The following is a 22988-nucleotide window of genomic DNA, read 5'->3' as shown; positions in this document are numbered from 1 at the left end:
GTCCTTGATCCAGATCAAGTCAGACTGTTTGTAGCCCGCTGCTTAATTGCCAATATGCCAGGCCGCGGGAGCCGCCTCCGTAGCGGCGCCGGAAACATTCTTCGTCGCTACGACGCCGCCGCAATATGAAGGGGCGGCGACAGACGCATTCTCAACACCGATCTCGCGTTCCCAAGGGGGCGCCTATGAGTAGATCAGAAGTTGACGTCCAAGATCTGCGAATGATGGAAAGGTGCCTCGAACTCGCCCGGCAAGGGGTGAAGGAAGGAGAGCTGCCATTCGGCGCCGTAATCGCGTTTCGAGGACAGGTCATCGCAGAAGCGACCAACCACGTTTCATCGGAATGCGACGTGACCCGACACGCGGAACTCGTGGCTCTTTCAGAGGCGCAGAAGATTCTAAGACAAAAGCGTTTGCCGGATTGCACCTTGTATTCAATCGTCGAACCTTGCCCAATGTGTTCTTTCCCGGCACGGGAGGCGCGGATTGGTCGCGTGGTGTTCGCCATTTCATCTCCGATCATGGGCGGATTTTCGAGATGGGACGTTCTGTCGGACAACAGTTTGTCGAGCAAACTGCCTGAGGTCTTCGGACCTGCGCCGGAAATCGTCTCGGGCTTGCTATCCCAAAGGGCCGAGCAGGTTTGGCGCGACTGGAACCCGCTCGCCTGGCGATTTATGAGACGACGAGGCTGCTTCGGACGAGCGGCCGAGCAGACTTCGTGCCACGCGGGCGCGCCTCGGCCAACGTTTTCCTGGAACGCGCTGGCGGATATTTTGGCCGCGCCGGCTCTTTCGGTGAGTAACGTCTTCCTGCGCCGGCGTGCAGATTCAAACACCATCTCGGACCTGGACAAGCCTGGAGTCTGAGATCGGGAGCGCGCTGCTGCAGGATCAGGCGCGTGTGGCTATCGTTTCAAGTGCACGCGTCGGAATGGGGACGCGGTCTCGTGAACACAGGTGCGGGAAACCAAAGTGAGCTCCGAGCCGTCGCTTGGCGCTGCGCAAAGCCATCACCGCCATGACGGAGTCAATGGCGAGCCGGCCAAGACCAGGGAGTTGCCCCGGGTCTTGAACAAGCGAACGTCCAATCTTGCGCAGTTCAGGCTTACCTGCTGGCCCGATATCTATGAGCGCTGCCCTCGGAAGTTTTCGATGAGCGGGGTTTAGAACAACACGACAGACGGCAAAGGGAATTCTGAGTTCGGAAGCAATTCGAGCGACGATCTGCGACTCCATATCGGCGGCAACCGCCCCGGTGATGCCATGGAAATCCCGTCTCTCTTCAAGACTTGTCATCGGGGAAGCGACACCAGCTATCGCAGAGTAGCTGGCACCCGGGATCATCCGAAGGAGCTCCTCGGCCCAGGGGAGATCAGCTGGATAAGCTTCATCTTTCGCGGCAAATACCGACGAGGCGATGACAATGTTACCTGGTCGGAGCTTCGGATCTAGCCCGCCGCACACTCCGAAACTTATAATGCCGCGCGCGCCATGTCTGATGGCGTCGCGCAAGTAAAAGGCGGTCCGGTCACCTTCAGCGATCATCGCTGGCGCGCCGGCTATTCTGGCCTCGATCGCAAGTCCAACTACGGCGATGACCGCCTTCACGTCACAGCGGGGGGCGCCAGTCTGAGCGTCGTTGACCGTGACATGCAGCGTCATCAGAGGCGTCGATAATCCTGAAACCGAAGTATTTCCAGACTCGGACAATCGAGAGTAAGCCGGCACTAGCACTGTCCGTCTAGACAAAATCGACAGGCCTCCCGATTGGAAGCCAGTTGTTGGAGAACTGTGCCTCTGACACCACAGCTGCCGCCTGATCGCGGCGGAGACTCGCACCTTCAAAGGCGCAACGAAGCTGGCAGCATCCCCAATGCGCGCTCGTTAAAGACCGGTTCGTCTGGCGGTTCTCTTGTTTCGAACTCGCCTGTTGGCCCGAAGCGGCTGATGGCCGACGGGCAAAGCATGTCCGCTCTGCCCTGGTAATTCACACCAATTTGTTCGCCAATCGCGAGCACGTCCTCGATGCCGAGATAGCGCACCGTGCCTTCGATCTTGGTGTGGCCGAGCGAGAGCGGTGCCATCATCGAATTTTGCCGCTGTTTTGCCCGACGTGTCAAACCCGTCGAAATACCGCTCGCGTATCCTGCCCGGCAAAAGTACTCTGCTAAGCCATTCTATTTGCTGGGCCGTTCTACTGTGCATGGGGTTGTTTTCGACATTTTTAGTCGGAACCCCGTAGGGTGGATTAGCCCGCGGCTGCGCGAAGCGCAGTCCGCCAGCGTAATCCACCACCTTCATTGCGGCTCGATGGTGGATTACGCTGCGCTAATCCACCCTACGATTCATCCAAACACATACGACGCCATCGCGACGCTCGCGACCTCGTCGACGAAGACGCGCTTGCCCGCGTCGCTGCCGGCGGCACCTGCCGCGACCATCAGCGGCAGCAGATGGTCCTCGCGGGGATGCGCGAGACGAGCGCTCGGCGCGTTCTCCCAGTCGACCAGCATCGCGTTGCGGCGCGCCGCATCCGGGTTGCTGATCGCCTCGTTCAGATAGGCCTCGAAATCATACGAGACCGGCTTGGACTCCGGCCGGTTGAAGCCGCGCATGTTGTGATAGGTCAGCCCGCTGCCGACGATCAGAATGCCCTCGTCGCGCAGCGATGCAATCGCCTGCCCGACCTTGATGTGCTCGGCCGCATCGTAGCTCGCCTTCAGCGACAGCAGCACGATCGGCATGTCCGCGTTCGGATACATCAGACCGAGCGGCACGAAGGTGCCGTGATCGAAACCCTGATTGGGATCCTCCCGGCAATCGAGGCCCGCGTGCTCGAGCAGCGCCCTCACCTCCTCAGCGAGCTCGGGCTTGCCCGGCGCCGGATATTTGAGATGATAGGTATGCTCGGGGAAACCGTAGTAATCGTACACCATCGGCGGATGCGCCGAGGTCGACACGGTGAAGGCGTCGGCCTCCCAATGGCCGGTGATGACGAGCACGGCCTTGGGCTTCTCGGGGAGAAGCTGCGGCAGCCGGCCGAACTCCGCGGCCGTCTTGGCATATTGCACCCGCCGGTCCTCCATGAAGGGCCAGGGGCCGCCGCCATGCGACAGGAAGAGGGTTGGAAATCGCGTCATGGATGCCGGCTCGTCTCGTTGACAACATGCGCGTGCGAGCTGCCCGCGCGAACGGCGGCGAGCATAGGCAAACCGGTATGGTTAGCAAGTCGTTAACGATTTGCCGCCCACAATCCGGCCATGGCCGAAGGAGTCGGCCTGAAGACAAGCGGGACGTGAGATGAAGAAGTTTGCGCTGGGGGACGTCGTCAACAGTGACAAGGGCCGCCGCGGCGTCGTTCGCGCCGCCTACAGGTCCAAGGACGGTCAGCAGTTCTACGCCGTCGAGAAGGACGGCGCGATGGACCATCTGGAAGAACACCGGCTGAGCCCCGCGCCGCGCGTCGAGCTCGCGGCCTAAGCCCAACTCATTTTCTGCTCTCACTTGCAAGCCGGTCCAGGCGATCCGACCAGGGGTCGTCGCCGCTCGCAATGCGATCGTTCGTGATCAGCAGCAGGCGATCGCGGTCTGCGGCCGCGTCCCAATGCGGCAGATCCGGGCCGTTGGGATTGCCACTCCTTGCAAAGTTGATCCAGTAACCGCGCATGCGGTTCGCGACCTCGCGATCCCCCCATGTGAGCGGTCCCGCGCCGGGCACGCCTTCCGCGCCGAAGATGAATTGCAACTCGCGCCCGTGCCCTTCGTCGGGATTTGTGCGCCGGGCCTCGGTCACGTAAGCGAAGCGATAGCGAAACGTTGGCGCACCGGTTGCCGCATGGAGGCGGGCAAGCAGCCTGACCGGCTCGGAGAAAACCTTGTCGGTGTAGAATCTGGCTGCGCGCTCCAATGGCATGGCGATGTCAGGGTAGAGCTGGCGCAGCTCATCGCTGCTCTCGCCCGAGGCCGCCAGCGTCTCCTTGATCTCCCGCTCGCCGTCGAAACGCGTCTCGTCGTCATTCGAGCCGATCATAAGTGGAATGCGGCTTTCATGTCCTGTCGCAAATCCCGTGGCCACGTCTTCGCGCACCAGGATTCCATCCATCGCGGGCGCGAAGCTGCGTTCGGATTTGGCGAGCAGTTTTTGTTCGGCCGCAAGCAGCCGCGCCGGCGCGGCGACGCGCAAATCCGCCTCCTGCCCAAGCGCCGCCACGAATTGCCGGCCCATGGCCTCCGCCTCCTGCACCGGGCGCAGGCGCGCGCGGCCGGGCAGCGATTGCAGAATGGCTTTCTGGAACAGATCGCGCGATTGCGCACACAGCATCAGCAGCGCGATCGATGTTGCGCCTGCGCCGCCGCCGAACAAGGTGACATTGTTCGGATCGCCGCCGAAGGCCGCGATGTTGTCGTGCACCCAATGCAGCGCCGCGATCTGGTCCATCAGGCCGTAATTTCCGGAGCCGCCTTCCGACAGCGCGGGATGAGTTAGCCAGCCGAGCGCGCCGAGACGATAATTCACGGTGACCACGATGAGGCCTGCTTGCGCGAGCTTTGCACCGTCAAACAGCGGATCGTTCGCGGTACCGCTGACGAAGCCGCCGTCATGAATGAAGACCATCACCGGCAGCGGGCCGTCGACACCGAAGGGACGGAATACGTTCAGCGTGAGGCAGTCCTCGCTCGTATCAGGCAGCGAGGGCTGAAGACACGGCGCGCCGTACTCATAGGCGGTGCGCATCTCGGGGTTCTCGGCCGTTGCCTGCGGTGGGCGCCAGCGCAGCGCGCCGACCGGAGCGGCCGCATAGGCCAGCCCCTTGAACGACGCCACCTCGCCCTCGACCGCGCCGAGCATCTGTCCTTCACGCGTCAGCGCGAACGGAAACTGCCCGACCGCCTGAGCGACGGCAGCACCGTCCCAGCAAAGGAGTGAAGACGCCACAACGAGCGCAAACTGGAGCCGCATCCTGGGGGATCTCGATGCGCCAAAAGGTTCCCCGACAGGTTACGTCTGCGGCCCGCGATGAAGCAAGCTCGGCGGCGCCGGCTAGCCGCCCTTGGCGACGATCTCCGCCAGCGCGCGGCGCGCGACGATGCCGAGCTCACCAAGCGTGGAATGGCCTGATTGCGCCGCCTCGATCAGGCGCTCGGCGATGAACCTGCGGCTGTCGTGATCGCCGCCGTGCGGCAATTGGCGGCACGTCTGCTCCAGGACGACGTCCATGTTCGCTTTCGTCCGCTCACTCAACTCTGTCATGACGCCCTGGGTACGCGTGGCTTGTAACCGCAAGCATACACAGAAGGATGTGGTCTGATTAGCCCGGACAATCCCGGCGGTTGTGCATCGCGGTGCGTGTATCGCCGCAACCTTCGCGCGGCCACGATGGTGCCGCAAACGACTACCGAAGATTGTACCTGTCCTGATGACAAGCCAAGCCTGCGGCGATAGCCTGCCGGCAAAACAAAAGACACGGGAGGAATACCATGCCAGACGCAATGGTCGCCGCACGTGAGTCCAAAGCGGCGAGTGGAACAGCCCAACAAGTCGACGTTGCCGTGGTCGGTGCCGGATTTGCCGGCCTTTATCTTCTCCATCGCCTGCGCAAGTCCGGCCTCACGGCGGTCGCCCTCGAGGAAGCCGGCGATGTCGGCGGCACCTGGTACTGGAACCGCTATCCCGGCGCCCGCTGCGATATCCAGACCATCGACTACAGCTACACTTTCGATCCCGAGCTCGATAACGCGTGGACCTGGTCGGAGAAATACGCGACCCAGCCCGAGATCCTGCGCTATCTCGGCTTCGTCGCCGACCGCTACGATCTGCGCCGCGACATCCGCTTCAAGACCAAGGTCACCGAAGCCAAATGGGACGAAGCGACTGAGCGCTGGCAGCTCACCACGAGCAGCGGCACGCCGGTCTCCTGCCGCCACTACATCATGGCCACAGGCTGCCTCTCCGCGCCGAAGCCGCCGGAGATCGACGGCGTCAAGGATTTCGAGGGCAAAGTCTATTTCACCGGGCGCTGGCCGCATGACGGCGTCGATCTTGCCGGCAAGCGCGTCGCCGTGATCGGCACAGGTTCGTCAGCCATCCAGTCGATCCCGCTGATCGCCGAGCAGGCCGCGCATCTGACCGTGTTCCAGCGCACGCCAAACTTCGCGCTGCCGGCGCATAACGGCCCCTCGCCATCCGATCGCATGGATATTTTCCAGAGCGACCGCGCGGCCTATCGCGAGCAGGCGCGACAGTCGATGACCGGCGTGCCCTATCCGCAGCAAACCGTCGTGAGCTGGCAATTGAGCGATGCCGAGCGCCGCGAGCGGTTCGAACGCGCCTGGGCAGCCGGCGACCTCGTCCACATCCTGACCCAGCTCTGGGCCGACCAGGGCGTCGACTTCAACGGCAATGCGCTGATCGGCGAGCTGATCCGCGAGAAGATCGGCGCTGCCGTGAAGGATCCGGAGACGGCGGCGGCGCTGATGCCGCACGACCATCCCTTCGGCGCAAAGCGCCCCTGCCTCGATACCAATTACTACGCGACCTACAACCGGCCGAACGTCACGCTGGTCAATCTGCGCCAGGAGCCGATCAAGGCGATCACCGCGAACAGCATCACGACGGCCAGGCGCAGCGTCGATGTCGACGTCATCGTGTTCGCGACCGGCTTCGACGCCATGACCGGCGCGATCCGCGCCGTGCATCCGATCACCGGACGCGGCGGCAAGTCGCTGACCGATGTCTGGGCGCAGGGGCCGCAGACCTATCTCGGGGTCACGGTCGAAGGGTTCCCCAACTTCTTCATGATCACCGGGCCCGGCAGCCCGTCGGTGCTGTCGAACATGGCGGTGTCGATCGAGCAGCATGTCGACTGGGTCGTCGACCGCATCGCTGCGCTGCGCGACGCTGGCTTCACCACGATCGAGCCGACCGAGACCGCGCAGGCCGGCTGGGGCCGGCACATGACGGACTGTTCGATGGTGACCCTGCACCGGCTCGCCAACACCTGGTACACGGGCGCCAACGTCCCCGGCAAGGTGCAGGGCCTGATGCCTTACACCGGCGGCGTCGGCCCTTATCGCAGCATCTGCGACGAGATTACGGCCCGCGGCATGCTCGGCTTCAGGCTGACCGGCCCCAACGGCGCCGCGCAATGCAACGACGGCGAGGTGGTACGCCTGCAGCCGGATGTGCGGCTGGTGCTGAACCTGCTCACGTCGCTGAACCTGCCGCCAATCGAGTCGATGGGCGCGCTCGGCGCACGCGCCTTCGTCAACGAGTTCAACAAGGGCCGGCCCGCGGGACGGCCGATCGGCGATATCGTCGACGGCACGCTGCCCGGCACGGACGGCCCGCTGCCTTACCGGATCTACAAGCCAGCAACGCCGGGGCCCCATCCGGTCGTGGTCTATTTCCACGGCGGCGGCTGGGTGCTCGGCGACGAGCAATCGGACGAGCCGCTCTGCCGCGATCTGGTGCGGCGAACCGGCATGATGTTCGTCAGCGTCGGCTATCGCCACGCGCCCGAGCATCGTTTCCCGACCGCGGCCGAGGATGGCTATGCGGCAACGCGCTGGATCGCCGAGCACGCGACCGAGCTTGGCGGCAAGCCGGGCCCGGTGCTGGTCGCGGGCTGGAGCGCCGGCGGCAACATCGCCGCCGTCACCTGCCAGCTTGCGCGCGATCGCGGCGGGCCTGAGATCGCCGGCCAGCTCCTGGTATGCCCGGTCACCGACTGCACCTTCGACCGGCCCTCCTACAATGACAATGCGACCGGCTATTTCCTGACGCGCTCGCTGATGTACTGGTTCTGGGACCTCTACTGCTCACCGGCCGACCGCACCGATCCGCGCGTCTCGCCGCTGCGCGGCAACGTCGCCGGCCTGCCGCCGGCCTTGGTCGTCACCTGCGAATTCGACCCGTTGCGCGACGAGGGCATCGCCTATGCCGAGGCAATGGCGGCCACCGGCGTCCCGGTCGAGCAGCTCAGGGCGCGCGGCCATTTCCACTCGTCCTTTGCGATGGTCGACGTGGTGATCACCGGTGTAGCAGGCCGGGTGCAGATGGCCGAAGCCTTGCGGCGCTTCGCCGGACTTCCGCCGGAAGTCGGCCGCGGCGATGAGGATAGCCACGATCATGCCAGCCCGGGCCACAGAATCGCGGCGGCCGCGAGCTGATTTGCGACAAGGCGGCCGGGAACCTTTTCCCGGCTGCTGCGTTAAGCGCTTGGCATTAAGATGCAGTGATAGGTGTGGGCCCCGGCACGCAGATCCGCGTGTTGGGGCAATTTTTGTTGCGTGAGGGACGATGGGAGACGTGGTTGCGGATTCAAAGGTCGATTTCGGAGCGCCTGCAACCCTGCATAAATGGCCGTCGCTTGCGAACCAGCGCCGACCGGACAGGGATTCTTATCAGGTGAGCGAGGGTACGCTCGACCAGTGCATATCGGCCTTCATGGAGAAGCCGGCCACGACCAGGCATCTCTATGAGATTCACACGATTGCGCAGCCGCCGCTGGTCACCGATATCCTCTCGCCCGAGCATGTCATCGAGCTATCGCGGTTGAGAGAATTTCTCTGATTGCGTGCAGACGCGGAAGCTGCACGCGCGCGACAAGCTTTTCATGAGGCAGGAACCTTCTACCGGATTTTCCCGTTAACCGGGATCGGAAGTCGAGACGAGAGCCCCAAGATGCTTGAAGCCGGCGCACCATCCGCGGTCGTGCCCTATGGCGCAGACCAGACCCTGTTCGTGGTGATTGATCGCCGCGACAAGGCGACTGAAATCCGCATCGAACGAAGCGATCTTGAAGCCACCATTGGCGAGCTTGTCGCCGGCTGCTTCAACGATCCGATCAAGGTGATCTCGTTCAACACGCTCGAGCATTGGATGAAGGACATCTCGACCGAAATCGCCGGCGAGATCAAGGCGCGCTGCGACATCGATGGCGTCCGGCTTCCCGACTATCTCAGCGACTTCGTCGAGAGCCATACCTGATCGCGCCTCGCCCTCGTTGATACGTTTCAAATCGCAGGCAAAAAAAGCGCCGCTTCCGCGGCGCTTTTCGTGTGTCAGCATTATTGTTTGAGTATGATCTTATCGGAAAACAACTCCACGCTTTTCCGGATCATGCTCTAGCAGGCTGTTGAAAAAGGCACTCGCCGTCGACCGGCGACCGTGATTCATTGGCTCCGACGAGATTCGGAGATGGTGCGTGCGCGGCGGGGACAATCGAACGGGCGAGCTGTTCAGCTACGTTGACCTGGAGGCGCGGGTGCGGCGTGATCATCCGCTGCGAGCGACCCGGACGATTGTGAACGAGGCGCTGTCGGCGCTGGAGCGCGAGTTTGCCGCGCTCTATTCGCCGATTGGGCGGCCGTCGATCCCGCCGGAGAAGCTGCTGCGGGCGATGCTGTTGCAGGCGTTTTACTCGATCCGCTCGGAGCGGCTTCTGATGGAGCGGCTGGAATACGACCTGCTGTTCCGTTGGTTCGTCGGAATCGGCGTCGACGAGGCGGTCTGGGACCATTCGGTGTTCTCGAAGAACCGCGACCGACTGCTGGAAGGCGACATTGCGGCGAAGTTCCTGGCCGCGGTGCTGTCGCAGCCCAAGGCGAAGAAGCTTCTGTCGAGCGATCACTTCTCGGTCGATGGCACGCTGATCGAGGCTTGGGCCTCGATGAAGAGCGTCAAGCCTAAGGACGGCGCGGGCGAGCCGCCGGCGCAAGGCGGCGGGCGCAATGCCGAAGCGGACTTCCATGGCCAGAAGCGCTCGAACGACACCCATGCTTCGACCACCGATCCGGACGCCAGGCTGTACCGCAAGGGCAAAGGCAAGGAGACGAAGCTGTGCTTCATCGGGCACGGACTGATGGAGAACCGCCACGGCCTGGTGGTCGACACCTGCCTGACGCTGGCTGACGGGCATGCCGAACGGGTGGCCGCGCTACACATGATCGAGCCTCGTGCTGATCGGCCGACAGCGATCACGCTTGGCGCCGACAAGGCCTACGACACAGAAGACTTCGTCAATGAGCTGCGCTCGATGAACGTGACGCCGCATGTTGCGCAGAACACCAGCGGCCGCAGCTCTGCGATCGACGGGCGAACGACCCGGCACGGCGGCTATGCCGTCAGCCAGCGCATCCGCAAGCGCATCGAGGAGGCATTCGGCTGGATCAAGACGGTAGCCGGGCAAGAGAAGACCAGCTTCCGTGGCCGTGATCGCGTAGCATGGGCTTTTACCTTCGCTGCCGCCGCCTACAATCTGGTGCGGCTGCCCAAACTGATAGCGGAGACCGGCTGATGGCCAAGGTGCCCGGCTTCGCAAAGGCCTTTGCCGGCCGCTGGCGCATCGTCGAAATGGACAACTGGGACAGCGACTTCCTCGATCTTGCCGAAGAGGCGCATCTCACCTTCGATGGCAAGTCCGACGGTGAAGTCGCCTTCGGTGCGCTGAAGGGCTTCCTCGACGTCCGCTACGGCGCGCGAGACGATTCGCCCTGCGCGGAGTTCTCATGGGAAGGGCACGACGAGAATGACCCCGTCTGCGGTCGCGGATGGGTTATGATCGGCACTGCTGGCAGGCTCGTCGGCCATTTCTACATACACAATGGCGACGATTCAGGCCTCGTTTGCGAACGCGGCTGAGTTCTTCAACAGCCTGCTAGTGGTGCCAGAACAACGCCAGCAGCAGAACGATCGGCAGCGGCACGCCAAGCAGCCAAAGCAAAGCACCTCGTCCAAAACCCATGACTTCCTCCTCCACATTCATCATTGACATGACGCCAGAGACGAACAGAAGTTCCGCGCCTCGCAGCGAGGGCGAATGCGTTCAGTGCATGGTTTATCAGGCGCGCCGGTACCTGCCGGCGATGACCTCGATTTCGCGGCGGCGTTCGCCGGCGAAGGTCAGGAGCTTTTCGATGGTCAGCGTATCCGTGATCCGTTTGGCGAGCCGCTCGGCGCGCGCGGCCTGATCTTCGAGATACTGGATCGTGTTCAAACGCCGCCTCCCCCGAGGACTCCAAATTTGGAGCCCCGACTTGTTTGGGCACCCATGGTGCGCCAGGGCGACTAACACTCGGTTAAGCGGGGCGGCTCAAGTCAATCAATCGCGCTCTATCGCACCACGTCGAGCCGGACATTGGTGATGCCCTTGTCGACCATGCCGAGCGCCTCGGCCGCGGACGGCGAGATGTCGACCACGCGCCCGCGAACATAGGGCCCGCGATCGTTGACCCTGACGGTCACGAAGCGGCCTGAGGAGACATCGGTGACGCGCAGCTTGGTGCCGAACGGCAGGCTGGGATGCGCCGCGGTCAATTCGTTCTTGTCGAACCTCTCGCCGCTCGCGGTCTCCGTGTCCGAATAGAAGCTGGCAACGCCGTGCGAAGCGGTTTGCTTTGCGTCACGGTCGGGGACGCGTACCCGGCTGATCGGACGCGGATGCAAGGCCGCTACCCTATGGGGCCGCTGGACCGCAGCCTGCCGATTGGTGCCAAGATCGGCCTTCTGGCGGCCGACCGGCGATTGTGCGCAGGCGGCGAGCGATGCGGCACCGACGATGGCGAGCAGCAACCGGCATGAGCTTGCGAGGGAAATTCGGGCACTTTCGGCACGTGCAATGCGAGACATGGTACGCCCTCCGAACTGCCCGGAGTTTCGGCGGGCAATGAGGGCAGAACCTTGGCTGAAGGAAAGCAGGCTTAGGGCCACGACCGTTTCGCGACGGCTGTGGCGATTCCACCACAGTGGCGTGTTCTAAGTCGAGCCAGACTCGCGAAAAACTAACCCGATACAACACGCCAGACGATCGGGCGCGTCTCCAGCTGCGCGTCGCTCGCCTCGGTGTCACCCTTCAGGAGCCGCATCAGCTCGCGCCGATAGAGCCGCCGCCAGCCGGTTTTCAGACTGGCGAGAAAGTCGAGTTCCCGTTGCGTCAGTGTGCACATCATGGACCCGATCCGGTTGCGCAGGCCGCGCCGTCAGCCGACGAGGCCGCCCATCGGCTTGACGTCAGCACTGCCGGGGAAGACCGCATCCGCCAGCACCTTCTCCTCGACACGCAGATGATCCCTGAGCAGGCCCTTCAGCACGGCGCGGAGATCGGTGGTCGGCTTGAGGTCGCGATCCTCGAACAGTTGCGCCGGCTTGAGGCCCGGCCAGTCCGCGATCACGCGGCCGCCGGCGAGCGCACCGCCAATGAGGAAGGCGACCGTGCCCGTGCCGTGATCCGTGCCCTGCGTGCCATTGATGCGCGCGGTGCGCCCGAACTCGGTGACGACGGCGACGACCGTCTCGCCCCACACCTCGCCCATGTTGCTCTCGATCGCGGCAAACGCACCGTCGAGCGCGCCGAGCAGATTGTAGAGCTGGCCTGACGCTGCGCCTTCCGCGATGTGCGTATCCCAGCCGACGAAGCCCATCGCGCCGACGCGCGGGCCGTCGGGCTTGGCGAGATAGCGCGCGGCGGTGCCGGCGGCTTCGGCGAAGTAGGCGCGCACGCGCGCGATGCCGGGCGGCATCAATGTCGGATCGTCCGACATCGGATCGCCCGTGCCGGGCGCGCCGCCGAGCGAGGCGAGCTTCATGCGTGCCTGGAGCACGGTCGCAAGCTTTGGATCGGTGTGCTGGTAGAGATCGAGCAGGCGGTTCTGCGTGTCCTCGCTCGCCGGCAATAGCTTCTGCGGCACCCATGTCATAACGGGCGCCGAGCCGCGCACCACCAGCGGGGTCACCGAGCCGATGCCGAGCGCGCGGCTGCCGCGCGGATCGACGCGCCCACCCGATTCCATCGCGAGCAGCGCGCGGTTGAGCCATCCCGATGCGGTGGCACCGGGCTTGGTGAATCCGCTCTCCAGCACGTCCTGGCCGTCGAAATGCGAGCGCTCGCGATAGGGCGTCGCGGTGGCGTGGACGATCGCCGCCTTGCCGCCCTTGTAGAGCCGGTGCAGGTTCGGCATCGCCGGGTTGAGCGCGAAGAAGGAATCGAGCGGCAGCGCCGGCGGCTTGCCGTCCAGCACCAGCGCGCGATCGGCGCGCAAGCCGACCCAATCGGGATCGCCGACCGGCGCGACCGCACCGAGACCATCGAGCGCGCCACGCAGGACGACGACGAGAAGGCGCGGATCGCGCCCTTCGGCGCGTGCGATCCGCGGCATCTGGCTCCACGCGAACAGCGCACCGGAGCCGACCAGAAGCTCGCGCCGCGTGGGCAAATGATTGTCGAAGCCCATGCTCACCTCCTCTGAAAATCTGCCGACATGAACAGCAGCGCCAGCGCCTGCTGGCGGCTCTCGGCGCGGCCGACCGCCTGCTTCACCTCGGGCGCGATCTGCGATGCGAAGACGTCCTCGATGATCCCCTGCGGATCAGCAGTGGCCGCCACGCGCTCGGCAAAATTGTTGGCGATGTCGAGCCGCCGGCCAATGCCGTCGATCCAGCTTGCCTCGTCATCCGGATAGCCCTTGGGCGCCGACGGCCGCCACAGCCCTTCGCCGAGCAGCTCCTGGCCGCCGGTGAAGCGCACGGGATCGACGGTCGTGATGCCGGTCGCGCGCACCATGCCGACGCCCCATTCGCTCGGACGCTTCAGTTTTGACGGCGGCCCGCGCCACGCCTCGTCCGACGAGACCATCGTAATCGCGACCTGCTTGAGATCGCCCTCGGTGTTGCGGAACGTCTTCGCCATTTGCTCGACGAGTGGCGGAGGCGGCTCGTCGGCCACGAAATGCCGTGTGAGCTTGGTTGCGACATGGGTCGCGGTTGCCGGATGTGCAGCGAGGTCGCGCAGCACGGCGCGGCCCTGCTCGGCATCCTCCTGTTCGTAGCGCTTGCCGAGCACGGTCTGCCCGCCGGGCTCGTGCAGCCGCGGGTTGAAGGTGAATTCGCCGCCGTGCTCGGGATTGTCTCCGGGCGGAACAAGCGTCCATCCCGTCAACACATTGGCGAAGCTGATCACGTCATCCTGGGTGTAGCCGGTCCGCACACCCAGCGTGTGCAATTCCATGATCTCACGCGCAATGTTTTCGTTGAGGCCGCGGCTGCGGTTGATGCCGGCGATCGAGTTCGCGCCCATCGAGCCGAGATTGTCGAGATAGAACAGCATCGCCGGGTGGCCTTCGACCGCCAACAGAAGATCGACGAAGTGGCCGAGCGCATTGGCACGAACGGCCTCGCGCTCGTAAGCACCCGACATGCTCTGGATCTTGTAGGCCGAGATGCAGAAATGATTGGACCAGAACCACACCAGCCGCTCGGCAAAACCGATGTCGGTGGCGAGCGCGGCTTCGGTGCGCAGCTTGGCTTCCTGCAAGTAGATCGGACGGCCGGGATCGGGAACGGCATCGGCCGCCTGCTTGGCCGCCATCTCGGCGGCATCCTTCGCGGAGCCCTGGCCTTGCGCCTCCCCTTGCGTTTGATCTTCGGACATGACGGGCGCCGCCGCCGTCTGCTGCTTCTTCGCCTGCTGCTGCGCCTGCTTGGCGCGCGCCGCGCGCCGCGCATTGGCGTCGGCCACCGTGCGATAGGCCTTCGCACTGGAAGGCAGGCTTGCCGCTGCGGTCAGCACCAGCGGCCGGTCGAGCTCGGCAATCAGCGCGCCGCGCGGATCTGTCCCGACAGCGGCAACCGACCCCGGTCGCGGCCCCATCCCGAAACGATGAAGCGCCAGCACCGCTTCAGCCTTTGCAGAATTGTTCATGGCGAACGCCCAATTCTCCGAGCCACCCGACGGCAGCGCGATGTTGCCGCGTGCGGACTACGAACCGTAATGCTACAGACCGTAACACTAGAGATCGGCTTGCGCAAGCCGGGATTGAAAACGCCGCCGCACTATCTCGGTAGAACAAGCGCGCATCCGCTGCCCGGCAGACGCGCGTGAGAGGCCTAGAAATTCGGCCCGAGCGCGATCTTCGCCGCGTGCTGCTCCCAAGGCCCAGGATTCAAGATGAGTCCAGAGACTTTGCCCGCGGCGTCCCTGACGAAAGCGATCCGGGTACGATCTTCGTCGGCTGCGGTGAATTCGTTGCTTGATGTCGCCACGAACGGGGTCGCCTTGCCCTTCTCGAATTCGAGGACCGGCCAGACCCCCGTCGCTTCCGCGACGAGCTTGCCTTCCGCGACGCGAACCTGAAGCCGGACCGAGTTGACACGGCGGTCGGCTCTCACGACACTGAGGTCGTTCACGCCGTCTTGCCCCTTGTGGACGAGCTTCATCTTGATCGTCGAGTTGGCTGGCCCTCGCAGCTTGGCCAGGACATCGGCGAGCGCGAGGCCTCTCAGCGGCGCGCCGTCAACTTCAGTGATGAGGTCACCCGCCGTCACACCGGCCTTGGTTGCGGGGCCGCCGCCAGGGTTCGGCTTGTTGATCCTCAGCCCCTCCTGCTCCATGGCGACGAAATTCCCGATTCCAAGCCATCCGGTTTTGCCATCGGCCAGGCCCTGCCTGTCACGCGAGCTCACCGTGGCGCCGAAGTCATAGGTTCCGGCATAATCGGCGAGCGCTTCCGGGCTCAGGGTCACCGGCGCAGCCGGCGGGACGGCGGTCGACTCGGGAATCGTCAATGCGCCATAGACGAGGTGATTGATCCCCGAATACAGCACCGCCTGGCGCCCTTTGCTGCCGGGCGTCGCCTGGACCATCTGTACGCCGATCAATTGCTCGGCCGGATCGATCCAGAAATACGTGCTCCAATGTCCAGCCCAGGAAAAGCTCCCGACCGCGCCCGGTATCCAGCTTTGGACCGGATCGGTGCGGATGGCGAAGCCAAGCCCGAAGGTTGTTCCGGCGCGGGCGCCAACCTCGTCGCCTCCGAAGATGCTGACACCCGATGGCAGTGCGTTCGTCGTCATCTGCTTCACCGCATGCGGGCTGAGCACGCGCACGCCATCGAGCTCGCCGCCATTGAGCAGCATCTGGCAAAAGCGGAGATAGTCGGGCGCGGTCGATACGAGTCCGCCGTCGCCGGAAAACAACTTTGGCGGCGTCGTGACATCCCAGATCGGCGGCCGTTCCGGCATGGGAGAATCGACCAGCCGATCGAGCTTCTCCTTCGGCACAAAGAAGCCGGTGTCGACCATATGCAGCGGCCCGAAGATGCGGCTCTCCAGGAACTGATCGAAGGGCTGACCGGACGCCACTTCAACGACCCGGCTCAGCACTTCGACGCTCCAGCCATATTCATGGACCTCGCCAGGCTCATGCGCGAGCGGCAGGCGGGCCAGGCTCGACACGAAATCCGCTAACGTCGTGTCGCGTCTCCGCACGGCCCTCAAGCCGTAGAGCCCATGGATCATCCGGATCCCGAAGTCGGCGCTTGCGTCGGCAAGGCCCCGTTCCGGGTAGGCAAAATCGAGCTCCGGATAGATCAGGCCAGACGTATGGCGCAACAGATCGCGAACCGTCATCGCACGTTTTGCTGGTTTTGGCAGACCGAGCCCGTACTCCATTTCGCCTGTCGCCGGGTCCGCCTTCTGGAAAGCGACCCGCATGTTCGCAAGCTCCGGCAGATATTGCGATACGGGAGCGTCGAGGTCGAGCTTGCCCTCGTCCACCAGAATCATGGCGGCGACACCGGCCACCGGCTTGGACATCGAGGCGATCCAAAAAATGGAATTCGTCTTCATCGGGACGGTCTTGGCGCGGTCCTGAAATCCGATGGCCTGCAAATAGGCGAGCTTGCCGCCCTTCGCGATTGCGACGACGGCACCGGGGAGAAGGCCGTCCGACGGCGAGAAAGAATCGAAGCGCGCCTGATACCACGGCGCGATCCGCGCCAGACGCGCGGCCGAGAATCCCAGGCTTTTTGCATCGCCCGGCGTCGCGAGGTCATCGGCGAACGCGGTCCCCAACAGGCAAAGCACAACGGGAATCGCCCACATCGATGCGACGAGTCTCATTCCGCAGTCTCCGCAGAAGCACAACAAATCTGAACAGGCACTCCTGCGGCAGATGTGAACCGTTAGAAATTGGGTCCGAGCGCGATCTTCGTGATCGTGCCATTCCTGACGCCGATGCGCCATTCCGCCGAGCCGTTGGCGAACTGCGCGACATAGATGTCGCTGTCGAGCGCCGTGACACCGCGGAAGGAGACCGCACGCAACGCACCGAGCCGCGCCAGGATCGCCTGATCGAACGGAAGCTGCTGGCGCGTGATGTCCGCCAGCTCCGACGTCATGCGCTCGTAGTCCGGCTGTCCCTTGCCGACGCCTTCGATATAGCGGCGCAGCATCTCCTCGCCATTGGCGATCGGAACGGCGCGGCGCGCCGCGCGCCCCGGCCGCGCGCCGATGTTCGACGCTTCGACATTGTGGAAGCGGGTCTGCCGCCCCGGCAGCAGGACCTCGAGGCAGCGCCCCGACTTGTCGGCGATCATCCAGGGATTGTTCACGGTGGTCGTGGACGCCCAGGACACGTTGGGCCTGACGGTGCTCTGCATCCTGCGATTGCCATCGGCGTCGAGATTGAAGACCTGGATGTCGTCGCCCATCTCGTTATAGACCATGATCCTGATCGGCGAAGTGCCGGCGTGGCCACGCACGCGCGCTTCCTCCGAGCAAGGCAGGATACCGCCGAGCTCGTCGTTGCCGTCGGGCCGGAAGATGACGTCGCCGGCCTTGCCGTCGGGCTCGATCATCAGGCGGAATTCAGCCGTGCCGTTCTCGAACTTCGCGCCATAGATGTCGTAGCCGCCGGGGCCGACGCCGCGGAAGAAGATCGACTCCACCACGCCGAGCGCCTGGAACGCCTCGCGCATTTCATTGAGCTGCCGGTGGACCTTGGCCGCGAGCGGTGCGCTCATGCGATCGTAGTTCGGCGTGCCGGCGCGCAGGTCTTCGATCCCGCGCAAGATCATCTCCTTGCCGCCCGCGACCGGGACCTGCTCCCTGAACCTGTCAGGAACTTCGGCAAGGCGGCGCGTGAAGTCCGCCTCGACCGCCTGCGCCACCGTCGCATCGACGCGAGGCGCAAGGCGCGCGCCGAACATTGCGCTCTGCACCAGCACGCGTGCGACCTTCGACTGCTCGTCGCGCAGGAATATCAAGAGATGGTCGCCGCGGAAGGAGAAGGCGTCAGCGCCCTCGGCGAGGACCTGCGTTGCGCCCTGTCCCGTCTCACGCAACCAGAGACGATCGCCGTCACGCCGCAGGGTGAGCACGCGGTTCGGCGCGATCCTGTACCAGCCGACATATTGATCGAGCGACGCGGGATCGACGGCCGCCGTCGGCATCTCGGCGACGCGAACCGCGCGGATATCGCGGCCGTTCATGCGCAGCGTCAGCTCGGAGGAGCGGCGCTCCGCATCGAGCGGGAACGTGATCTCGCCGGACGAGGCCGCGTAGGCCGCGGTGCCGTCACTGCCAACCGTCAGGCGCAGCCTGCGCTGTCCGGTGAGCTGGCCGTAGAGGTCGTCGCCCTCGCGGAAGATGGCGAACACCGAGGCAGGACCCATGGCGTAGAAATTGACGAAGGGGCGGTAATGCTGGGCCGGCACCTCGCCGGTATCCGCGGCGACGGGCACGGGATCCGGGGTGCGATAGGCGATCATGCCGGCGGACACGATCACAGCCGGAATGATCGCGGCTGCGATCCACAGCCGCTTGCGCCAGCCGACCGCGACGGGCATGGCGGCGGCCGCGATGATGCGCTCAACGCGTGCGCGCACGGTCGATACCCGCGCCATCGCGAGCTCCACCGGCCGCGGATTTTCGCTGGTTGCGACATCGAGCAGGATTTCGGCATAGGACCACCGGTCGTCGATGACTTCGATCGCCTCGGCGTCGCTGATGATCTCGGCGAGCTCGGCAAGGCGCGCGAGCTGCCACCACGAGAACGGACTGAACCAGAACACTGCACGGTTGAGCGAGGCGAGCAGCAGGACGTAGAAATCGCGATTGGCGACGTGCGCGCCCTCATGCGCGAGCACCGCGAGGCGCTTCTTCGCATCCCAGCCGGAGAACTGCGGCGGCACCAGAATGGTCGAGCCGAACGTGACGGGCCCGCCGACCTCGCGGCTGACGCGCACGTCGGCGTCGATCAGCTGCGGGCCGCTCATCGGCCTTGCCGCGCGTGCCAGACGCCAAGTCAGGCAGAGACCGATGGCCAGCCGCAGCAGCAACGCGCCGGCGACGCCGGCATAGACGATGGTGGCGACCAGCCACCAATTGATCGATACAGCAGCTTTTGCCGGCGCCACGACAGCAGCGCCCGGCGGAATCGGCAGCGCGGGTTGCGGGGCCTCCAGCATCGAGATGTCGGCCGGCAGGAAATCATCCGGCACGGATACCGGCAGAGGCATCCGGGTGATCGTCAGCGTCGGCCAGTGCATCACGAAAGGCATCGCCAGCGATGCCAGCAGCACGACGACCCACGCCGTCATGTGGACGTGCGGATTGCGCACGCGAAACAGGTTGAGACCGAACCAGACGACGCCTCCCAGCACGAAGGAGCGTAGCGCCGCCTCAGCCAGAGTTGCGATCATTCTTTCTTCACTCCCCTCGCCTTCTTCGCCTTGGCCACCTGGTCGGCCAGTGTACGCAGCTGCTGCTGGTCGAGCATCGCATTGTCCACCATACCGACGAGGACTTCCTCCATCGAGCCGTTGCAGAACCAGTCGACGATACGCTGCACCGCCTTGGCCGCGACCCGCGCGCGCTCTTCCGCAGCGTGGTAGACATAGGTGCGTCCGTCCACGGTGTGCCGAGCATAGCCCTTTTCTTCCAGCCGGCGCAGCACCGTGCGGACCGTGGATTCCTTCAGACGCCGCGACAGCCGCTCGCGCACGACCTCGGCCGTAACGGGACCATGGGCCCAAACCAATTGCATGACCTCGTGCTCGAGGTCGCCCAGTTCGGGCAAACGATCGTCCATGGCATCTGACCTTGCGGATTGAGTTTTCTTGTAACGCTACAGATCGTCGCATATGCGGCCGCGCCGCGCAACGGCGATTCCACCTGAAATGGTGTTGCTATGCCGTCATGCCCGGGCTTGTCCCGGGCATCCACGTTCTTCGTCCCGCGCGGCAAAGCGTGGATGGCCGGGACAAGTGTTTAGCCCGGCCATGACGATGTGGAGGCAGTCAGTACTGCGGCTCGTACATCTGGGACTGGACCAGGCCCTTCACGTCGTTGGGAGCGGGTCCGTCGGCGAGACCGCGCTGGTAGGCGACGTCTGCCACCGCAACGGCGATGCGGGCCGAAACCTCGCGAATGCGAGGGAGTGCCGGATAGAGGCTGCCCTGCGCGAGGTCCTCCTTGCCGACGCAATCGGCGAGCGTATGGGCGGCCGCCATGAACATCTCGTCCGTCACCAGGCGCGAACGGCTGGCGATGACGCCGAGGCCAACGCCGGGGAAGATGTAGGAGTTGTTGCCCTGGCGCGGCACGAAGGTGCGGCCGTTGAGCTTCACCGGATCATAGGGACTGCCGCAGGCGAACAGTGCGCGGCCCTCGGTATAGCGGTAGGCATCCTCGGCCGAGCATTCGGCCTTCGAGGTCGGGTTGGAGAGCGCGAACACGATCGGCTGCTCGTTGAGCGCGGCCATCGCCTTGAGCACCTCGGGCGTGAAGGCGCCGCCGACCGCGGCGACACCGATGATCGCCGTCGGCTTCAGCGTCTTGATCGCGGTGAGGAAATCGGCGATCGGCGCCTGGCCGGCATGGGCATAGCGCAGCTTATGGCCAGAGAGGCCGTCACGGCCGCCGACGACGAGGCCGCGGGAATCCACCAGCCAGTTGCGCCGGAGAGCTTCCGCCTCGGAAATCCCCTCCGCCATCATGGCGGAGACGACGAGATCGGCGATGCCGGTTGCCGCCTCGCCTGCACCGAGGAACAGGATGCGCTGATCCCTGAGCTTGCCGCCATTGACGCGCAACGCCGAGAACAGCCCGGCGAGCGCCACGGCCGCGGTGCCCTGGATGTCATCGTTGAAGACGCAGGCCTCGTCCCGATATTTGTGCAGCAGCTTGAACGCCGAGTGATTGGCGAAATCCTCGAACTGGATCAGCACCCCCGGAAACGTCTTTCGCGCAGCCTGCATGAACTCGTCGACGAAGCTGTCATAGGCCTCGCCGGTGAGCCGCCGCTCGCGCAGGCCGAGATAATAGGGATCGTTCAAGAGCTCATCGTTGTTGGTTCCGACGTCGAGCACGATCGGCAGGCAATGCTCGGGATGCACGCCGGCGCAGGCGGAATAGAGTGAGAGCTTTCCGACCGGGATGCCCATGCCGTTGGCGCCGAGATCGCCCAGCCCGAGGATGCGCTCGCCATCGGTGACGACGATCAGCTTGGCCGGATAAGGCCAGTTCTTCAGGATCTCGGCGATCTGGCCGCGATCGCGCGATGAGATGAACATGCCGCGCGGCCGCTGGAAGATCAGGCCGTATTTCTGGCAGGCGAGCCCGACCGTCGGGGTGTAGATGATCGGCTGGATCTCGTCGATATTGTCGACGACGACGCGGAAGAACAGCGCCTCGTTGCGGTCATGCAGCGAATTCAGCGCGACGTATTTTTCAAGGTCCGTCGGCAGCGTGCGCAGATTGGTGAGCACGCGCTCGACCTGGGTCTCCATCGTCAGCACGCAAGGCGGCAGCAGGCCGCGCAGGCCGAGCGCGTCGCGCTCCGCTTCCGTGAAGGCGGTGCCCTTGTTGAGCAAGGGATCGCGCAGCAGCGTCATGCCGTGAGCGGGGTCGGATGATGTCGAATGGGCGCTGACCCGAGCAGGTCTATTCACGAAATCCCCCAGGGAGTTTCTTATTGAAGGGCAAGCATTGTCGGCCAGCGCTCACCTGAGATCAAGGACGTAGAGACTCAAGGCTCGATTGTGATCTCGCACCGCAGCGAGATTTCGCGAAAAGCCGGCATTTGCGCGCGAGAAGAGGTTAACGTAGCAGGACTACTCGGGCTTGATGTCCGCGGCCTTCACGATCGGCCACCATTTCTCGGTCTCGGCCTTCTGGAAGGCCGCAAGCGCTGCGGGCGTCTGCTGCTCGGTCGGCGGTATCTCCTGCCCCAATTCGCCGAAGCGCTGCTTCACGGATGGATCGGCGAGCACCGCGACGATGGCCGCGTTGAGCTTCGTGACGATGTCCTTCGGCGTGTTCTTCGGTGCCCAGATGCCGTGCCAGTAGGAGATGTAGAGACCGGGCAGGCCCGCCTCGTCGACGGTCGGGATATCAGGCGCGGAGGCGAGCCGCGTCGGCGACGTCACCGCAAACGCCTTGATCGCGCCGTTCTTGTATTGTGGCAGCGAGTTCGAGGCCTGGTCGAACATGATGTCGATCTGGCCTGCAACGAGATCGATCATGGCGGGTCCGGCGCCGCGATAGGGCACGAACTGGAAATCGGTGCCGGTCTTCTCCTTGAAGAAGACGCCCGCGACGTGTGCGCCCGTGCCGGCACCAGCCGTGCCAGCAGTCGCCTTGCCGGGGCTGGCCTTCAGCCACGCAATCATCTCTTTCAGATTGTTGGCCTCGAGCGACTTCCGGCCAACGATCAGCTGCGTTCCCATCGCGATCGTCGCGACCGGCTCGAAATCGGCGATCACATCATAGGGCAGCTTGAAGATTGCGCCGTTCAGCACATGCGTGCCCCAATGGCCGATGGTGATCGTCGTGCCGTCAGGCGTCGCGCGCGCGACGCGGGCGCCCGCAATGCTGCCGGAGGCACCGGCGACGTTCTCGACCACGACGGTCGTGTGCAGCTGAGCGGCGATCCGCTCGGACAGGATCCGCGCCAGCGTGTCGGTCGGGCCGCCCGCCGCGAACGGCACCACGAGGGTGATGGGGCGCGACGGGAACGGCTGGGCGCCCACCGGTACGGCCCACGCCGCGCATCCGATCAATGTGCAAATGACGATCACATGACCGCGTAGTCCGGCCCACAGCCCCTGCATTCCATCCACCCTTTTTCATCGCCCGCATGTTGTCAGCGGGCTGGGGCCGGAGTGAACGCTGCCGGGCGGGCAGAGGCAAGCTGGAAATTATGCCGAGGG

At 64.4% G+C, this 22988-nt stretch carries 22 protein-coding genes; 7 read left to right on the top strand and 15 right to left on the bottom strand.

Annotated features, from left to right (window positions below):
• Positions 1-185 precede the first annotated feature (185 nt).
• Positions 186-869 (top strand): nucleoside deaminase, encoded by a 684-nt coding sequence (locus ACVJ5M_RS13115; RefSeq protein ID WP_161495839.1) that lies wholly within the window; start codon positions 186-188, stop codon positions 867-869.
• A gap of 24 nt (positions 870-893) precedes the next feature.
• Here the strand turns inward: ACVJ5M_RS13115 and ACVJ5M_RS13110 are convergent, their stop codons facing one another.
• The 3 genes from ACVJ5M_RS13110 to ACVJ5M_RS13100 form a co-directional block, all read right to left on the bottom strand.
• Positions 894-1664 (bottom strand): phosphorylase family protein, encoded by a 771-nt coding sequence (locus ACVJ5M_RS13110; RefSeq protein ID WP_085401563.1) that lies wholly within the window; start codon positions 1662-1664, stop codon positions 894-896.
• A 179-nt stretch (positions 1665-1843) separates the two neighbouring features.
• Complete coding sequence (locus ACVJ5M_RS13105; RefSeq protein ID WP_085401562.1) at positions 1844-2089, bottom strand: hypothetical protein; 246 nt, start codon at positions 2087-2089, stop codon at positions 1844-1846.
• Positions 2090-2347: 258 nt separating this feature from the next.
• Positions 2348-3142, bottom strand: a complete 795-nt coding sequence (locus tag ACVJ5M_RS13100) for a DODA-type extradiol aromatic ring-opening family dioxygenase (RefSeq protein WP_085401561.1) — start codon at positions 3140-3142, stop codon at positions 2348-2350.
• A gap of 160 nt (positions 3143-3302) precedes the next feature.
• Between ACVJ5M_RS13100 and ACVJ5M_RS13095 the strand changes: the two genes are divergently transcribed.
• On the top strand, positions 3303-3482 hold the full coding sequence (locus ACVJ5M_RS13095; RefSeq protein WP_014493109.1) for a hypothetical protein: 180 nt from the start codon (positions 3303-3305) through the stop codon (positions 3480-3482).
• Between the two features lie 7 nt (positions 3483-3489).
• Here the strand turns inward: ACVJ5M_RS13095 and ACVJ5M_RS13090 are convergent, their stop codons facing one another.
• Complete coding sequence (locus ACVJ5M_RS13090) at positions 3490-4962, bottom strand: carboxylesterase/lipase family protein (protein WP_085401560.1); 1473 nt, start codon at positions 4960-4962, stop codon at positions 3490-3492.
• An 81-nt stretch (positions 4963-5043) separates the two neighbouring features.
• Positions 5044-5220: a hypothetical protein gene (locus ACVJ5M_RS13085; protein WP_231143017.1), complete on the bottom strand. Its 177-nt coding sequence runs from the start codon at positions 5218-5220 to the stop codon at positions 5044-5046.
• A 260-nt stretch (positions 5221-5480) separates the two neighbouring features.
• Between ACVJ5M_RS13085 and ACVJ5M_RS13080 the strand changes: the two genes are divergently transcribed.
• The 5 genes from ACVJ5M_RS13080 (at position 5481) to ACVJ5M_RS13060 (ending at position 10644) form a co-directional block, all read left to right on the top strand.
• On the top strand, positions 5481-8171 hold the full coding sequence (locus ACVJ5M_RS13080; RefSeq protein ID WP_085401558.1) for a flavin-containing monooxygenase: 2691 nt from the start codon (positions 5481-5483) through the stop codon (positions 8169-8171).
• A gap of 130 nt (positions 8172-8301) precedes the next feature.
• Complete coding sequence (locus tag ACVJ5M_RS13075) at positions 8302-8574, top strand: hypothetical protein (RefSeq protein ID WP_063979744.1); 273 nt, start codon at positions 8302-8304, stop codon at positions 8572-8574.
• Positions 8575-8685: 111 nt separating this feature from the next.
• Positions 8686-8991, top strand: coding sequence for a hypothetical protein (locus ACVJ5M_RS13070; protein ID WP_085401557.1), 306 nt, complete (start codon positions 8686-8688; stop codon positions 8989-8991).
• A gap of 217 nt (positions 8992-9208) precedes the next feature.
• Positions 9209-10300: an IS5 family transposase gene (locus ACVJ5M_RS13065; protein ID WP_354081279.1), complete on the top strand. Its 1092-nt coding sequence runs from the start codon at positions 9209-9211 to the stop codon at positions 10298-10300.
• Entirely contained in the window at positions 10300-10644 is a 345-nt protein-coding gene (locus ACVJ5M_RS13060; RefSeq protein ID WP_354081277.1) for a hypothetical protein, read from the top strand. Before ACVJ5M_RS13065 ends, ACVJ5M_RS13060 begins: the two co-directional genes overlap by 1 nt.
• Positions 10645-10843: 199 nt before the next feature.
• On the opposite strand, the gene ACVJ5M_RS13055 is transcribed toward ACVJ5M_RS13060, so the two are convergent.
• The 10 genes from ACVJ5M_RS13055 to ACVJ5M_RS13010 all read right to left on the bottom strand — a co-directional run bounded on the left by ACVJ5M_RS13055 (position 10844) and on the right by ACVJ5M_RS13010 (position 22889).
• Positions 10844-10999, bottom strand: coding sequence for a hypothetical protein (locus ACVJ5M_RS13055; RefSeq protein ID WP_166343542.1), 156 nt, complete (start codon positions 10997-10999; stop codon positions 10844-10846).
• 116 nt (positions 11000-11115) lie between these two features.
• Complete coding sequence (locus tag ACVJ5M_RS13050) at positions 11116-11631, bottom strand: septal ring lytic transglycosylase RlpA family protein (protein ID WP_085401556.1); 516 nt, start codon at positions 11629-11631, stop codon at positions 11116-11118.
• 152 nt (positions 11632-11783) lie between these two features.
• Positions 11784-11951 carry a hypothetical protein gene (locus tag ACVJ5M_RS13045; protein WP_166101541.1) on the bottom strand — a complete coding sequence of 56 codons (168 nt, stop codon included), beginning with the start codon at positions 11949-11951 and terminating at the stop codon, positions 11784-11786.
• Between the two features lie 30 nt (positions 11952-11981).
• Positions 11982-13232 carry a DUF1501 domain-containing protein gene (locus tag ACVJ5M_RS13040; RefSeq protein ID WP_085401555.1) on the bottom strand — a complete coding sequence of 417 codons (1251 nt, stop codon included), beginning with the start codon at positions 13230-13232 and terminating at the stop codon, positions 11982-11984.
• A gap of 2 nt (positions 13233-13234) precedes the next feature.
• On the bottom strand, positions 13235-14698 hold the full coding sequence (locus ACVJ5M_RS13035; protein WP_231143021.1) for a DUF1800 domain-containing protein: 1464 nt from the start codon (positions 14696-14698) through the stop codon (positions 13235-13237).
• A 185-nt stretch (positions 14699-14883) separates the two neighbouring features.
• A complete protein-coding gene (locus tag ACVJ5M_RS13030) occupies positions 14884-16896 on the bottom strand; it encodes a serine hydrolase (protein ID WP_231143023.1) in 2013 nt (670 codons plus the stop codon).
• 62 nt (positions 16897-16958) lie between these two features.
• On the bottom strand, positions 16959-19478 hold the full coding sequence (locus ACVJ5M_RS13025; RefSeq protein ID WP_354099561.1) for a M56 family metallopeptidase: 2520 nt from the start codon (positions 19476-19478) through the stop codon (positions 16959-16961).
• Complete coding sequence (locus ACVJ5M_RS13020; protein WP_014493096.1) at positions 19475-19867, bottom strand: BlaI/MecI/CopY family transcriptional regulator; 393 nt, start codon at positions 19865-19867, stop codon at positions 19475-19477. Before ACVJ5M_RS13020 ends, ACVJ5M_RS13025 begins: the two co-directional genes overlap by 4 nt.
• Positions 19868-20075: 208 nt before the next feature.
• A complete protein-coding gene (locus tag ACVJ5M_RS13015; RefSeq protein ID WP_084794999.1) occupies positions 20076-21728 on the bottom strand; it encodes an NAD-dependent malic enzyme in 1653 nt (550 codons plus the stop codon).
• Positions 21729-21890: 162 nt separating this feature from the next.
• On the bottom strand, positions 21891-22889 hold the full coding sequence (locus ACVJ5M_RS13010; protein WP_085401553.1) for a Bug family tripartite tricarboxylate transporter substrate binding protein: 999 nt from the start codon (positions 22887-22889) through the stop codon (positions 21891-21893).
• Positions 22890-22988: the final 99 nt, after the last annotated feature.

The sequence above is a fragment of the Bradyrhizobium sp. S3.7.6 genome (assembly GCF_054061875.1).
This window is presented reverse-complemented; position numbering and strand designations above follow the sequence as displayed.

Bases quoted from the DNA above. Each gene is read 5' to 3' on its own strand.
- ACVJ5M_RS13035 (WP_231143021.1), bottom strand. From the start codon at position 14,698: ATGAACAATTCTGCAAAGGCTGAAGCGGTGCTGGCGCTTCATCGTTTC.
- ACVJ5M_RS13090 (WP_085401560.1), bottom strand. From the start codon at position 4,962: ATGCGGCTCCAGTTTGCGCTCGTTGTGGCGTCTTCACTCCTTTGCTGG.
- ACVJ5M_RS13045 (WP_166101541.1), bottom strand. From the start codon at position 11,951: ATGATGTGCACACTGACGCAACGGGAACTCGACTTTCTCGCCAGTCTG.
- ACVJ5M_RS13095 (WP_014493109.1), top strand. From the start codon at position 3,303: ATGAAGAAGTTTGCGCTGGGGGACGTCGTCAACAGTGACAAGGGCCGC.
- ACVJ5M_RS13025 (WP_354099561.1), bottom strand. From the start codon at position 19,478: ATGATCGCAACTCTGGCTGAGGCGGCGCTACGCTCCTTCGTGCTGGGA.
- ACVJ5M_RS13020 (WP_014493096.1), bottom strand. From the start codon at position 19,867: ATGGACGATCGTTTGCCCGAACTGGGCGACCTCGAGCACGAGGTCATG.
- ACVJ5M_RS13030 (WP_231143023.1), bottom strand. From the start codon at position 16,896: ATGAGACTCGTCGCATCGATGTGGGCGATTCCCGTTGTGCTTTGCCTG.
- ACVJ5M_RS13105 (WP_085401562.1), bottom strand. From the start codon at position 2,089: ATGATGGCACCGCTCTCGCTCGGCCACACCAAGATCGAAGGCACGGTG.
- ACVJ5M_RS13050 (WP_085401556.1), bottom strand. From the start codon at position 11,631: ATGTCTCGCATTGCACGTGCCGAAAGTGCCCGAATTTCCCTCGCAAGC.
- ACVJ5M_RS13070 (WP_085401557.1), top strand. From the start codon at position 8,686: ATGCTTGAAGCCGGCGCACCATCCGCGGTCGTGCCCTATGGCGCAGAC.
- ACVJ5M_RS13080 (WP_085401558.1), top strand. From the start codon at position 5,481: ATGCCAGACGCAATGGTCGCCGCACGTGAGTCCAAAGCGGCGAGTGGA.
- ACVJ5M_RS13100 (WP_085401561.1), bottom strand. From the start codon at position 3,142: ATGACGCGATTTCCAACCCTCTTCCTGTCGCATGGCGGCGGCCCCTGG.
- ACVJ5M_RS13060 (WP_354081277.1), top strand. From the start codon at position 10,300: ATGGCCAAGGTGCCCGGCTTCGCAAAGGCCTTTGCCGGCCGCTGGCGC.
- ACVJ5M_RS13085 (WP_231143017.1), bottom strand. From the start codon at position 5,220: ATGGACGTCGTCCTGGAGCAGACGTGCCGCCAATTGCCGCACGGCGGC.
- ACVJ5M_RS13110 (WP_085401563.1), bottom strand. From the start codon at position 1,664: ATGACGCTGCATGTCACGGTCAACGACGCTCAGACTGGCGCCCCCCGC.
- ACVJ5M_RS13010 (WP_085401553.1), bottom strand. From the start codon at position 22,889: ATGCAGGGGCTGTGGGCCGGACTACGCGGTCATGTGATCGTCATTTGC.
- ACVJ5M_RS13040 (WP_085401555.1), bottom strand. From the start codon at position 13,232: ATGGGCTTCGACAATCATTTGCCCACGCGGCGCGAGCTTCTGGTCGGC.
- ACVJ5M_RS13115 (WP_161495839.1), top strand. From the start codon at position 186: ATGAGTAGATCAGAAGTTGACGTCCAAGATCTGCGAATGATGGAAAGG.
- ACVJ5M_RS13075 (WP_063979744.1), top strand. From the start codon at position 8,302: ATGGGAGACGTGGTTGCGGATTCAAAGGTCGATTTCGGAGCGCCTGCA.